Source organism: Kosakonia radicincitans DSM 16656 (assembly GCF_000280495.2).
GTDB lineage: Bacteria > Pseudomonadota > Gammaproteobacteria > Enterobacterales > Enterobacteriaceae > Kosakonia > Kosakonia radicincitans.
Genome location: NZ_CP018016.1, coordinates 3,110,158 through 3,122,828, shown reverse-complemented (window position 1 = coordinate 3,122,828; position 12,671 = coordinate 3,110,158). Strand labels below are relative to the sequence as shown.

Annotated in this window: 16 protein-coding genes; 7 read left to right on the top strand and 9 right to left on the bottom strand. The window is 54.2% G+C overall.

Translation table 11 applies throughout. From position 1 onward, the window contains the following. Window positions 1-97 precede the first annotated feature (97 nt). The gene (locus Y71_RS14920) at window positions 98-931 is read right to left on the bottom strand and encodes a C40 family peptidase (protein ID WP_007374764.1); all 834 of its coding nucleotides are present in this window, start codon (window positions 929-931) and stop codon (window positions 98-100) included. A 330-nt stretch (window positions 932-1,261) separates the two neighbouring features. Here Y71_RS14920 and Y71_RS14915 point away from each other — a divergent pair, with 330 nt between their 5' ends. Continuing rightward, entirely contained in the window at window positions 1,262-1,606 is a 345-nt protein-coding gene (locus Y71_RS14915; RefSeq protein WP_007374765.1) for a Grx4 family monothiol glutaredoxin, read from the top strand. A 39-nt stretch (window positions 1,607-1,645) separates the two neighbouring features. On the opposite strand, the gene rnt is transcribed toward Y71_RS14915, so the two are convergent. The 4 genes from rnt to Y71_RS14895 all read right to left on the bottom strand — a co-directional run bounded on the left by rnt (window position 1,646) and on the right by Y71_RS14895 (window position 4,642). Continuing rightward, the gene (rnt, locus tag Y71_RS14910) at window positions 1,646-2,299 is read right to left on the bottom strand and encodes a ribonuclease T (protein ID WP_007374766.1); all 654 of its coding nucleotides are present in this window, start codon (window positions 2,297-2,299) and stop codon (window positions 1,646-1,648) included. A 91-nt stretch (window positions 2,300-2,390) separates the two neighbouring features. Next, complete coding sequence (gene gloA, locus Y71_RS14905) at window positions 2,391-2,798, bottom strand: lactoylglutathione lyase (RefSeq protein ID WP_007374767.1); 408 nt, start codon at window positions 2,796-2,798, stop codon at window positions 2,391-2,393. A 96-nt stretch (window positions 2,799-2,894) separates the two neighbouring features. Beyond that, window positions 2,895-3,989, bottom strand: coding sequence for an alkene reductase (locus tag Y71_RS14900; RefSeq protein ID WP_007374768.1), 1,095 nt, complete (start codon window positions 3,987-3,989; stop codon window positions 2,895-2,897). A gap of 56 nt (window positions 3,990-4,045) precedes the next feature. After that, window positions 4,046-4,642: a TetR/AcrR family transcriptional regulator gene (locus Y71_RS14895; RefSeq protein ID WP_007374769.1), complete on the bottom strand. Its 597-nt coding sequence runs from the start codon at window positions 4,640-4,642 to the stop codon at window positions 4,046-4,048. 119 nt (window positions 4,643-4,761) lie between these two features. On the opposite strand from Y71_RS14895, the gene Y71_RS14890 reads away from it, so the two are divergent. The 3 genes from Y71_RS14890 to sodC all read left to right on the top strand — a co-directional run bounded on the left by Y71_RS14890 (window position 4,762) and on the right by sodC (window position 6,541). Further along, window positions 4,762-5,001 carry a DUF1289 domain-containing protein gene (locus Y71_RS14890; RefSeq protein ID WP_035889243.1) on the top strand — a complete coding sequence of 80 codons (240 nt, stop codon included), beginning with the start codon at window positions 4,762-4,764 and terminating at the stop codon, window positions 4,999-5,001. Window positions 5,002-5,050: 49 nt separating this feature from the next. Continuing rightward, complete coding sequence (locus Y71_RS14885) at window positions 5,051-5,947, top strand: aldo/keto reductase (RefSeq protein ID WP_007374771.1); 897 nt, start codon at window positions 5,051-5,053, stop codon at window positions 5,945-5,947. Window positions 5,948-6,019: 72 nt separating this feature from the next. Further along, on the top strand, window positions 6,020-6,541 hold the full coding sequence (gene sodC, locus Y71_RS14880; protein ID WP_007374772.1) for a superoxide dismutase [Cu-Zn] SodC: 522 nt from the start codon (window positions 6,020-6,022) through the stop codon (window positions 6,539-6,541). Here the strand turns inward: sodC and Y71_RS14875 are convergent. Genes Y71_RS14875 through Y71_RS14865 form a run of 3 tightly spaced genes read right to left on the bottom strand, consistent with a single transcriptional unit; the run spans window position 6,534 to window position 9,657 of the window. Beyond that, entirely contained in the window at window positions 6,534-8,558 is a 2,025-nt protein-coding gene (locus tag Y71_RS14875) for an FUSC family protein (protein ID WP_007374773.1), read from the bottom strand. The two genes, sodC and Y71_RS14875, sit on opposite strands and share 8 nt — an antisense overlap. Beyond that, window positions 8,555-9,418 (bottom strand): efflux RND transporter periplasmic adaptor subunit, encoded by an 864-nt coding sequence (locus tag Y71_RS14870; protein ID WP_007374774.1) that lies wholly within the window; start codon window positions 9,416-9,418, stop codon window positions 8,555-8,557. The genes Y71_RS14875 and Y71_RS14870 overlap by 4 nt, the downstream gene beginning before the upstream one ends. 2 nt (window positions 9,419-9,420) lie before the next feature. Next, complete coding sequence (locus tag Y71_RS14865) at window positions 9,421-9,657, bottom strand: DUF1656 domain-containing protein (protein WP_007374775.1); 237 nt, start codon at window positions 9,655-9,657, stop codon at window positions 9,421-9,423. Between the two features lie 197 nt (window positions 9,658-9,854). On the opposite strand from Y71_RS14865, the gene slyA reads away from it, so the two are divergent. After that, complete coding sequence (gene slyA / locus Y71_RS14860) at window positions 9,855-10,295, top strand: transcriptional regulator SlyA (protein ID WP_035889248.1); 441 nt, start codon at window positions 9,855-9,857, stop codon at window positions 10,293-10,295. A 74-nt stretch (window positions 10,296-10,369) separates the two neighbouring features. Here the strand turns inward: slyA and slyB are convergent, their stop codons facing one another. Beyond that, window positions 10,370-10,837 carry an outer membrane lipoprotein SlyB gene (gene slyB, locus Y71_RS14855; protein ID WP_007374777.1) on the bottom strand — a complete coding sequence of 156 codons (468 nt, stop codon included), beginning with the start codon at window positions 10,835-10,837 and terminating at the stop codon, window positions 10,370-10,372. Between the two features lie 284 nt (window positions 10,838-11,121). Here slyB and anmK point away from each other — a divergent pair, with 284 nt between their 5' ends. Together anmK and mliC are read left to right on the top strand one after the other, a co-directional pair. Next, entirely contained in the window at window positions 11,122-12,246 is a 1,125-nt protein-coding gene (anmK, locus tag Y71_RS14850; protein ID WP_007374778.1) for an anhydro-N-acetylmuramic acid kinase, read from the top strand. 91 nt (window positions 12,247-12,337) lie between these two features. Beyond that, entirely contained in the window at window positions 12,338-12,658 is a 321-nt protein-coding gene (gene mliC / locus Y71_RS14845) for a C-type lysozyme inhibitor (RefSeq protein WP_007374779.1), read from the top strand. Window positions 12,659-12,671 lie beyond the last annotated feature (13 nt).

Genomic DNA, 12,671 nt, shown 5'->3' with positions numbered 1-12,671 from the left:
CACCCAATAACCCTATTGAGTGTGAGGCTTAGAGTAACAAATCGCGGGGACGGGAAAAAGAGAACATCGCCTGTCGCAATGACGACAGGCGATGGGATCAACGAATGGTTTTCGGCGTAACGACGCGGCGAGCGCCGACGTAATGGCGCTGCCAGTAGTCTTCGCTCAGGGAAGTGACCTGAATATCCTGGCCGCTGCGCGGAGACTGGATAAACTTGCCGTTACCAACGTACACACCAACGTGATCGGCGGTACCGCGACCCTGCGTGCGGAAGAATACCAGATCGCCGCTTTCCAGTTCCGCCACATTCACCGGCGACGCATCACGCAGGTGATACATTTCGTTGGCGGTGCGCGGAATGCGGAATTTCACCAAATCCTTATAGGCGTAATAGACCAGACCACTACAATCAAAACCGGTACTCGGCGAGGTGCCACCCCAGCGGTAAGGTTTACCAATCTGGTTCATTAGTTTCGACATCGCCGTTTTCTGGGCTTTCTGGATACGTACTTTATGTGCCTCAGCAATGGTCGTGGTTTTTTTGACTTTGACACAATGAGGCTTGCGGCCTTTGCGCGGCGTACTGCATTTTTCCGTCCAGGCGACTTCTGTAGTTTTTAACTGGCTGGTTTTGTTACGACGCGAGGTAATCTGACTGGCTTTGCTGCTGGTGGAAACTTTTTTCTTAGCCGGTGACTTCTTGTGTTCCGCTGTTTTTTTACTGGTGGTTTTTTCTGCCGTACTGCGACTGCTTTTCTTTGATGTTTTTTGTGATGTGGTTTTTTTCTTACGTTCGGATGCTTTCGCCAGATGCGATTTTTGCACGGCCGATGCTCGCGCCTGTTCAGAGGCGTTAGCCAATGGCGTGAAAGAAAGCGTGGTGAACAACAAAGCACAGAGCGTGATCGAAGCTTTTGGTATCCGCGCCACTGAGCAATCCCCTGTTAAGGCAAGCATATAATATGCCTGCGTATGGTTTTTCAAAACCCGTCGATTCTAATCCATAAAAAGCACAAAAGTTAATACTGTTTTTGCATCTATAACTTCGTTTCGTTAGCAAGCGCAAAAAAAAGCAGCAAAACGTTTCTATGACGATTAAGAGTTGAGCAGGACAAGTTGGGTTAAGTCATATTTTTAAGGCAACTTTACGTGACAGACGATAAAATAATGAACGGTGAATAAAATGTTATTTTCCGTTGCTTGTCTGAACCGTTACAATGTCAGATCTCAGCCGTAGAAGAAGTTGAAGGAAGTAAGACAATGAGCACAACCCTTGAGAAAATCCAGCGTCAAATCGCTGAAAACCCGATTCTGCTGTATATGAAAGGCTCCCCGAAGCTGCCGAGCTGCGGCTTCTCCGCCCAGGCTGTGCAGGCGCTGTCTGCTTGTGGCGAGCGTTTCGCGTATGTCGATATCCTGCAAAACCCGGACATCCGCGCAGAACTGCCAAAATACGCTAACTGGCCAACCTTCCCGCAGCTGTGGGTTGAAGGCGAACTGGTCGGCGGCTGCGATATCATCATTGAGATGTATCAGCGCGGCGAACTGCAATCGCTGATTAAAGAAGCGGCGGCAAACCATAAAGACGAGCCGGCTGCGGAATAAGTTTCCGCCAATAAAAAAGCGACCCTGCGGTCGCTTTTTTTATGCCTGTGAATCATCGGCGAGCGGCAATGGCCATCCACCCAGACGCTTCCAGCGGTTCACGATTTCGCAAAACAGCAGGGCGGTTTGTTCCGTATCGTACAGCGCCGAATGCGCCTGCGAGGCGTCAAAGGCAATACCCGCGGCGGCGCAGGCTTTTGACAGCACAGTTTGCCCCAGCGCCAGCCCGCTCAGTGATGCGGTATCAAAGGTGACAAACGGGTGGAAAGGATTGCGCTTCAGCGACGCGCGTTCGGCGGCGGCCATCATAAAGCTGTGATCGAAGGTGGCATTATGCGCCACCATAATCGCGCGATTGCAGTTTTGATCTTTAATGCCTTTGCGCACCATTTTGAAAATGGCATGCAGCGCATCATGTTCGCTTACCGCGCCGCGCAGTGGATTCGAGGGATCAATACCGTTAAAGGCCAGCGCTTCCGGTTGCAGATTTGCGCCTTCGAAAGGCTCAACGTGGAAATGCAGGGTGCTGTCAGGCATCAGCCAGCCTTGTTCATCCATTTTCAGCGTAATGGCGGCGACTTCCAGCAGTGCGTCGGTTTTGGCGTTAAAGCCGGCAGTTTCAACATCAATCACGACAGGATAAAAACCGCGAAAACGGTCGCACAGGCCAGTAAGTTGAGCGTTATCGGACATCAGGATCTCTTGATACGGGAAAATGGCAGCGCATTATGGCAAATTTTGCGAAGGGATGTAAAACAGCGGGCGCAAAGTGCGCCCGAAGGGATCAATTACCCAGGCCGTGACCGGCGTGCTTCTCTTCGATCAGTTCGATTTTGTAACCGTCCGGATCTTCAACAAAGGCGATAACGGTGGTACCGCCTTTAACCGGACCAGCTTCGCGGGTTACGTTACCGCCGTTTTTGCGGATCGCTTCGCAGGACTCTGCGGCATTTTCCACGCTCAGCGCGATGTGACCGTAGGCGGTGCCCAGCTCATAGCTCTCGACGCCCCAGTTGTAAGTCAGCTCGATGACCGCTTCTTCGGTTTCCGGGCCGTAACCCACAAAGGCCAGCGAGTATTTATATTCCGGATTTTCGCTGGTACGCAGCAGCTTCATGCCCAGCACTTTGGTATAGAAGTCGATGGAGCGTTGCAGGTTGCCAACACGAAGCATGGTGTGAAGTAAGCGCATGATGTCCTCTTTTATAAATGAATTAACGTTCCAGTTAGAAACATCGTTTTAGTATAGCGGCGTAAACCCGCCGCTATCAAATGAACAATCCGAGGATCACAGAGACGGGTAATCGGTATAGCCTTCTGCGCCGCCGCCGTAGAAGCTTTCCGGGCGCTGCGGGTTCAGCTCCGCTTTCAGTTGCAGACGTTTCACCAAGTCCGGGTTGGCGATATAAGCGCGACCAAAGGCTACGGCATCGATCAAACCTTTTTCGATCAGTGCTTCTGCTTTCTCGACTGTGTAAGCGCCAGCGCCGATGATCGGGCCGTGGAAGCGCGCACGCACTTTTTCACGGAACGCATCAGTGTATGGCTTGCCGCCCGCCCAGTCCGGTTCGGACATATGCAAGTAAGCAATCCCACGTTTACCCAGTTCTTCAATCAGATACAGCGCATCCGCTTCTTCGTTCGGGCCATTATCCACATTCTGGAATGTGCCAATCGGCGAAACGCGGATCCCGATGCGATCGGCTCCCCACTCTTTGCTCACGGCATCAACCACTTCCAGCACCAGACGGGCGCGGTTTTCCACGCTACCGCCGTACTGATCGGTACGATGGTTAGAAGATGGCGACAGGAATTGATGCAGCAGGTAGCCGTGGGCAGAGTGCAGTTCGACCAGGTCAAAACCCGCTTCACGTGCATTCGCAACGGCCTGGCGGAAATCGTTAACGATACCCGGAATTTCGGCGGTCTCCAGTGCGCGCGGCATAGAGGTATCTTCGCGGGTAGCGTTACCATTAGCATCACGCAGCGAAGTGCGGGTGCCCGCGCTGATAGCCGAAGGCGCGACAGGCGCTGCGCCGCCCGGTTGCAAGCTGTTGTGTGAGATGCGACCGGTGTGCCACAGTTGAACCGCAATACGGCCGTTTTCACGGTGTACGGCATCGGTAATTTTCTGCCACGCAGCGATTTGTTCGGCGCTGTGCAGGCCCGGCGCGCCTGCGTAACCTTTCGCCTGTGCGGAGATTTGCGTGGCTTCGCTGATGATCAGGCCAGAACTGGCGCGTTGACGGTAATATTCCGCCATCAGCGGCGTCGGGATATCGCCCGGCTCAATGCTGCGCAGACGCGTCAGTGGAGCCATGAAAACACGGTTTGGAACGGTAATTGCGCCCACTTTCAGCGGCGTGAATAATTTACTGGACATAACAACTCCTGAATAGACCGGTCGACTAGTAAAATGTGAAATAAAAAAGCCTGATATTACACAGGCATAGCGATAATGTTTTTCGCATGCGCCAGCGCGCTTTCCAGCGGCAGGGCACTGCGAGAAATCTTGGCCTGCAAATTGGCGCCCAGCCATAAAGCATACAGCACCTGCGCTTGCGTCAGCGCATCGCCGGAAAGGGTAAGGCTACGATCTTCACGCCCTTTTTCCAGCGCTTGCGCAAGCAGGGCGATAACACCGCTTGCGCCTTTGTCCATCGCGGCGCGCATATCCTCCGACAGATCGCACACTTCCGCAGAGAGTTTCACCGTCAGGCAACCGCTGATAATCCCCTGCTGGCAAAACTGATTCAGTGTCTCCTGATAGTACGCCAGCAGCCTGTCACGATAATTTCCCGGCCCGCTGGCGAAATGGGTAGCCAGCCGCTGGTGGTAACCCGCATAGTGACGCTCAAGTAACGCCACGCCAAACGCCTCTTTTGAGCGAAAATAGTGGTAGAACGAGCCTTTCGGCACTTCTGCTGTTTTCAATAATTCGCTCAGGCCCATACCGGTGAACCCGCGATGCATGCAAAGTTGCTCGCCGGTAGCCAGTAAGTGTTCGCGCGTGTCGTGTTCGGTATTTCTGCTCATCTCGCCACTCTACTAGACCGATCGGTCCACTGCAAGTGGCAATCAATGCGCTTTAGGGCTTGCACGTTATCAATGAGCAGTCTTCAATAGAGAGAGTGCATGCATTAACGGAGACGACCGTGCCTGAACAACTGGAGTTTTTTCCCGTCCAGAGTCCGTGTCGCGGCATCTGCCAGTCAGATGAGCGGGGCTTTTGCCGTGGCTGCATGCGTAGCCGCGATGAGCGTTTCAACTGGCAAAATATGAGCGACGGACAAAAGCAAGAGGTGCTCCGCCTGTGCCGTCAGCGCTGGCTGCGCAAAATGCGCGCAAACAAATCCCTTCCCCCGGAAGAACCTCAGCAACCTTCACTTTTTTGATCCTGAAAATGCGTATACTCACAGGAAAATGACCTTTGAGGATACCATTATGGTTCAACGTATTGCTCTTGCGCCGCAAGGCCCGGAGTTCTCTCGTTTTGTGATGGGTTACTGGCGTTTGATGGAGTGGAATATGTCCTCGCGCCAGTTGGTGAGTTTTATCGAGGCACATCTCGATCTGGGCATCACGACTGTCGATCATGCCGATATTTATGGCGGCTATCAGTGCGAAGCCGCGTTTGGTGACGCGCTGAAACTGGCTCCGCATTTGCGTGAGCGGATGGAAGTCGTCAGCAAATGCGGTATTGCGACCACCGCAAAAGCGGAAAATGTGCTTGGTCATTACATCACCGATCGCGACCACATCATCAAAAGCGCGGAACAGTCGCTGAGTAATCTGGCTATCGATCATCTCGATCTGCTACTGATTCACCGTCCCGACCCGCTGATGGATGCCGATGAAGTGGCAGAGGCGTTCCTGCATCTGCACCAGAGCGGTAAAGTGCGCAACTTTGGCGTTTCCAACTTCACCCCGGCGCAGTTCTCGCTGTTGCAATCGCGGCTGCCGTTTACGCTGGCGACCAACCAGGTGGAGATCTCCCCGGTACATCAGCCGCTGCTTCTTGATGGCACACTGGATCAACTGCAACAACTGCGCATTCGCCCGATGGCCTGGTCGTGCCTGGGTGGCGGTCGCCTGTTTAATGATCCTGCTTTTCAACCGTTGCGCGATGAGCTGGCGAATGTTGCACGCGAGCTGAACGCGGAAACTATCGAACAGGTGGTTTACGCGTGGGTCATGCGTCTGCCATCGTCGCCGCTGCCGATTATCGGTTCCGGCAAAATTGAACGCGTTAAATCAGCGCTTGGCGCGCTGGAGCTGCAGATGACTCGCCAGCAGTGGTTCCGCATCCGCAAAGCGGCGTTAGGCTACGACGTGCCATAAGCAAAGGCCTTCCGGTGAAATCGTTCATCCTGGTTTAAACTGACAGGGTAAACGTATATCAAAGGAGGTCATATGAAGCGTTTTAGTCTGGCAATGCTGGCGCTGTTGGTCTGTACGGGGGCGCAGGCCGCCAGTGAAGACGTCGAGATGCATCTCGTCACTGCCCAGGGCATTGGGCAGTCGATCGGCAGCGTGAAAATCAGTGAAACGGACAAAGGGCTGGAATTTGCGCCGGATCTGAAAGCCCTGCCGCCCGGCGAGCACGGCTTTCACGTCCACGCGAAAGGCAGTTGTGAACCCGCTATGAAGGAGGGGAAAGCCTCTGCCGCTGAGGCTGCAGGCGGCCACCTTGATCCGCAACATACGGGTAAACATGAAGGGCCGGAGGGCGTCGGACATTTAGGCGATCTGCCGGTGCTGGTAGTCAATAACGACGGTAAAGCGACCGATCCGGTGATTGCGCCGCGGCTGAAAAAGCTGGATGACGTGAAAGATAAAGCGCTGATGATTCATGTCGGCGGCGATAATATGTCCGATCAACCAAAACCGCTGGGCGGAGGCGGGGCGCGTTATGCCTGTGGCGTCATCAAGTGATTCGTTCGATAAGCGTGCCTTCGGGCGGCGCTTGCTCCAACTGGGAAAGCGAACAGTAAAGACGCCAGATAACCGACGCCAGTTCGCGCGCCGCAGGCTGATGATGTTTTCCCAGCGTCACACAAATATGTTGTAACTCCGCCTGCGTGGCGGACAGCGTTCGTTGCTGAACGCCACGCTCACTCATTACATCGCGCAATAACGCAATGCAGATATCACGCACGTTTGCCAGCACATCGGAACGAATTTCCCACTCGCGAAGTTGCCACACCACATGCGAGCAATTCAGCAGCACCACTCCCCAACGCAATAACCAACGCCGCGCCAGCGCATCCTGGCTGTTGCTCAACTGGCTGATGTGATGATAGACCACGGACTCGAACGCATCTTCGCTCAGTTGCGGTACCCGACTGAGTTGATCGACAAAATTACGCCGCAATGTACGGATATGGCGGCGGCTTTTGCGCGCATCGGAACCCGGACGCAGCACGGCAAACAACAGCCAGGCCAGCGCAACGCCGAGGATTTTCGCCAGATTGTCATTTAAAAAATCGGCGAAATCATAAGCAGGCGGATTGGTCACCGCGATAAACGAGCCCATAAAGACGATCAACTGTCCCAACAGCCCGGCCTGTTTGGGGAGTTGCAATTTCAGCAGTTGCATGGTCGTCAGCAGCGGAAACAGGAACAGCAAAAATGAACCCAGCTCGCTTATCTGCACCATCAGGCCAAATTTCACCACAAAACTGAACAGCGACAGCAGCAGCAATGTGCGCAGCAGCAGCGTCAGCGAGTTAAAAGGCGCAGGCGACACCGAATAGAGCACGCAGCTGATTGCCGCCAGCGTCAGCGCCGCCGCGCCATATTCCCACTGCGTATTAATGCTCCAGGCGCCCACCAGAGCCAGCGCGCAGAAAGTACGAATACCGCTCCACAGCGCCTCGGCATTATCGGTATAGCGCATTAACGCCGGGCTGCGCGGCGGCGTATAGACACTGATCGGCGTTGCGTTCTCGACACGTGCCAGCCAGCGGTTGCTGTCCAGATAGAGGCGGCAAAAATAGCGTAAGCGCTGCCAGAATGCGTGGTGGCGGTAATCATCCTGCTCGCCAGGCGCAAGAGGGGCGATTATCCTGGCGATGGTCAGCGCGTCCGCGTTCGGCCTGGCCAGCGCGGCCAATAATTCTTCTACTGTCGGGCGCAAATTGGCTGGCGCGTCCGGCCAGTTAAGCAGCATGCGGCGCAGGCTGGAGATCACGCTGGTCATACGCAGTTGCTGGTGCAGCAGCCAGCTAAGCAAGGCGTTCTGCCGACGAAAACGGTAGTGGCTCCAGAAAGCCTGAATGCGCAGCAGATTGGTGGTAAGAATCTGCCCGATGACACTTTCATGGGCGGCGCGAATAGCATCGGTTGTTTCCGGTTGCCACAGCAGGCTGGCATGCTCAAGCAAACGGGCATGCATCTTTTTTAATGTCACCAGTAACGTGACGCCGTCCGCCGTGCCGGGCATCACCATCATCATAAAACCGCCGCACAATATACCTAAAATCACTTCACACACGCGCGCCTGGGCGATATCCCACAGTTCGGTGGTATCGGTAATGTTGATCGCCGGGAAAGCGATAATCGCGGCGGTATAGCCAGCAAGCTGAAATGCGTAAGCGACATTATTGGTAAATTGCGCGCAAGCCCAGGTACAAAAGGCAATCCAGCCGGCCATGGCAAACAGAAACAACCACGGATCATTCAGCGTTTGCCCGGCAATAATCAGCGCGGCGCTGGCACCGAGCAGGCTACCGGCAATACGGCCAAGACTTTTGCTGATCACGCCGCCAACAGTGGGAAAACTGACCACTGCGGCGGACGTCATCGCCCAGTAGGGTTGATCCAGATCGAGATAATAAGCCACCGTAAGCGCCAGACACATGGCGACCCCGTTGCGCAATGCATAGCGCCACTGCGCAGGCGTGGCTTTCACCCACGGCAGGTTTTGCCACAGCCAGGCAGGGGATTTCATGGTTGTTCGCCAATTGCCACTGTACAGGTAGTGCCGGAAACCAGCGTCAGACCGTCGGGTAATTTATCAAACTGAATACGTACCGGCACGCGCTGCGCCAGCCGCACCCAGGGTACATTTGGTTTGATGTCCGGGACCAGGCCGCTGTCCGTCTCAACGCTCTGATCGTAGATCGCACGACCAATACCGGATACGTGACCCTGTAACGTAACATTACCGCTGTAGAGGACGATTTTCGCGGCGGCACCTTCATGAATATGGCGCAGTTTGGTCTCTTCAAAATAACCCATGACATAAAACGAATGGCTATCGACAAGGGCGAAGACTGGCTGTCCGGCGGTGGCGTAATTGCCTGTGCGCGCCGAAAGATTCGTGACCCAGCCATCCACCGGCGCGCTGACGGTGGTCTGCGCCAGTTGCCATTTTGCCTGTGCGAGCTGCGCTTCGGCGACTGCAACGCCCGCCTGTGCAGCTTTAACACCAATATTGGCGGTATCGAGATCTTCTGCGGAGATGTAATTTTGTGACAGGTGGCGGCGGCGGTTGGCTTCATTACTGGCTTTTGCCAGATCGGTTTGCGCTTTTGCCAACTGCGCTTCGGCGTTCAGAACGGCGATGTGGTATGGCGTGTCATCGATGCGGAACAGCAATTGCCCGGCTTTGACGAGCTGATTATCTTTCACCGCCAGCATGGTAATCGTGCCGGAAACCTGCGGCGTAATACTGACCTGTTCGGCGCGAACTTTCCCATCCCGCGTCCAGGGGGTTTGCATGTAGTAGTTCCACATCCACCACGCCGCGACAATGGCCACGGCCAGTACCAGCAAAGTGGAGAAATATTTAAGGGATTTCAGATGCATAATTACCACACGATGAGCAAGCCGAGCGCGAGACTCAGCGCAATAACAAACAGGGAAAGATCCATCAGAATGGGGTGCCAGATCTCGCCAGCGTAGATCCACTCACGCAACAAACGGTGGGCGACAAGCCACAGCAGAAAGCCAAGCATCACGACTTTAAAAACAGGCGGGAAATAGACTGATGCGCCGAAAATCAGGTCCTGGAGGGGTAAATCCAGCGAACTCGAATTCCACTTCACGGTTATGGGTCCTGTACAGTCAAACGGATCGCCGGGCAGGGCTTAACGGTAAGAAAAGAGATAAAGATGCCACGTCAGAGCTGGGAGCGACTTCGCAAACTACTTGACCGGGACAGCAATACATTTGTTTTACCAATACAAATACTGCAAACTATTTTAAAATGAGTATAATAAGTTAGCAAGCTAATTATAAGGAGATGAAATTGGAATCGCCATTAGGTTCTGATCTGGCACGCTTAGTGCGCGTATGGCGCGCTTTGATTGACCATCGCCTGAAACCTCTGGAATTAACGCAGACTCACTGGGTAACGCTGCACAATATTCATCAGTTGCCGCCCGAGCAGTCGCAAATTCAACTGGCTAAAGCGATTGGCATTGAGCAGCCTTCGCTGGTGCGTACGCTTGACCAACTGGAGGAGAAAGGTCTTATTTCTCGCCAGACATGCGCCAGCGATCGCCGGGCAAAACGGATCAAATTGACGGAAAAAGCAGCACCGATTATCGATGAAATGGAGACAGTAATTCGCAAAACCCGGGGTGAAATTCTTTCCGGGATCTCTGCGGAAGAACTGGATCTGTTAATCAAGATGATTGCCCGGCTGGAACAAAATATCCTTGAGCTACAGTCGCGGGATTGAATTGAAAAAGCCTTGCATCGCAAGGCTTTTTTTATGTCTGAAGGTGGTCGCAACTGCAACAACCAGCCTCCTGCTTAGCGCGGAGAGACCGTTACCTGGCTGCCGTTGCTGGCCATCGCGACGCGCTGGCCCGCAGAGAAATGGGTATTGCCCTGTTTCTGAACCACCATGATGGTGTTACCGTCGTCTTTACGAATTTCCAGCTCAACGCCCTGAGTTTTGTTCAGCGAACCCTGAACGGATTGACCCGCTACGCCGCCTGCAACCGCGCCTGCTGCGGTAGCCAGAGAACGACCAGTGCCGCCACCCACGGTATTACCGAGGAAACCACCCAGCACTGCGCCGCCAATCGCGCCAATAACGTTGCTGTTATCGCCGCCCTGGAGCTGCACCTGACGGACATGAACAATGGTGCCGTAAGTGACATTTTGCACTTGTTTGGCTTCGGAGGCAGAGTAAACATCACCGGAAAGCGTATCGTTGTTGACACAACCAGCCAACGTTAAACCAATCAGCGAAACTGCCAGTGCACGTAACATCATTTATGAATCTCCTGTTCACCATGAAATGCTCTTATGAGCATCCGTCATGGTTAAATTATATGGCATTTTTACAATGCCAGGTCGTATCTTCTGCCTAATCCTGGCAAAAATAATACCCGGTGTCTGTTTAACCAGATTTAAACGAAGCGATTATAAACGCGACCTGATGGGATTTCACTTAGTGTAAAACGGCAGGATTGTTAAAAAGTGTTTGTAGTCGATAGCGTTAATGGTTGCTTTATGGTGGAGTGTTGCTCCTGAGTTACGCAAATTAAGGAAGGCGCATGAAATCGGGTCGCTACATTGGGGTGATGTCGGGAACGAGTCTGGACGGTGTGGATGTGGTGCTGGCGGCCATCGATGAGAACATGGTCGCGCAGCAGGCAAGCCTTACGTTTCCTATTCCACTGCCGCTGAAAGAGGCGATCCTCGCGATTTGCCAGGGGCAGCCGCTCACGCTCTCACAACTGGGACGGCTGGATACGCAACTGGGAAAACTGTTCGCTGATGCCGTTCTGGCGTTGATGGATCGCGAGCATCTGCACCCGGAGGATATCGTGGCGATTGGCTGCCACGGGCAAACGGTCTGGCATGAACCAACGGGAGTTGCACCGCATACGCTGCAAATAGGCGATAACAATCAGATTGCCGCTCGTACTGGCGTAACGGTGGTCGGCGATTTTCGTCGGCGCGATATGGCGCTGGGTGGACAGGGCGCGCCGCTGGTTCCGGCTTTTCACCACGCGCTGCTGGCGCATCCGGTTGAACGACGGATGGTGCTCAATATTGGCGGCATTGCCAATCTGTCGCTGTTAATCCCCGGTCAACCGGTCAGAGGCTATGATACCGGGCCGGGTAATATGCTGATGGATGCCTGGATTTGGCGACAAAAGGGCAAGCCATATGACAAAGACGCTCAGTGGGCAAGCGAAGGGAAAGTGGTGCTGCCGTTGCTGCAAAATATGCTCAGCGATCCTTACTTCGCGGCAATACCGCCGAAAAGCACCGGGCGCGAATATTTCAACTATGGCTGGCTTGAGCGCCACCTGGTCCATTTCCCGGGTATTAGCGCCAGCGATGTCCAGGCAACGCTGACGGAACTGACGGCGGTGACCATTTCCGAACAGGTATTGCTGAGCGGCGGTTGTGAACGTCTGCTGGTGTGCGGCGGCGGCAGCCGTAATCCGCTGTTGATGGCGCGTCTGGCGGCGCTGCTGCCGGGTATCGAAGTTTCCACTACGGATGACGCGGGGATCAGCGGTGATGATATGGAAGCGCTGGCTTTTGCCTGGCTGGCATGGCGAACGCTCGCCGGGTTACCAGGCAATCTGCCGTCGGTGACCGGGGCTTCTGCGCCGACGGTACTTGGCGCCATCTATCCGGCGAACCCACGCCAGAATCAGAGTTAACCGAATTTTACTTTGGTGTTACATCGCTAGACTGACCGGATTTAAGGAGGGCGTTTCGCCCTCCGTGACCAGGACTGTCCAGGGATACCCAATGAAAAAACTGCTGATTGCCTGCCTGCCCGCACTGCTTGCCGGGTGTAGTTATTACAACCAGTTCGTTGAACGGATGCATACCGACACGCTGGTTTACCAGTGCGATGAAAAACCCCTGACCGTGAAAATTAACCGTACCCGCCAGCAGGCCAGTTTCGTCTGGGATGACAAGCTACTGACGCTGCAACAAGGGTTATCGGCATCCGGCGCGCGCTATACTGATGGCGTTTATGTTTTCTGGTCGAAAGGTAACGGCGCGACGGTCTATAAACGTGACCGCATCGTGCTGAATAACTGTCAGTTAATTCCAGAGCGTTGAGATTTTCACAGGG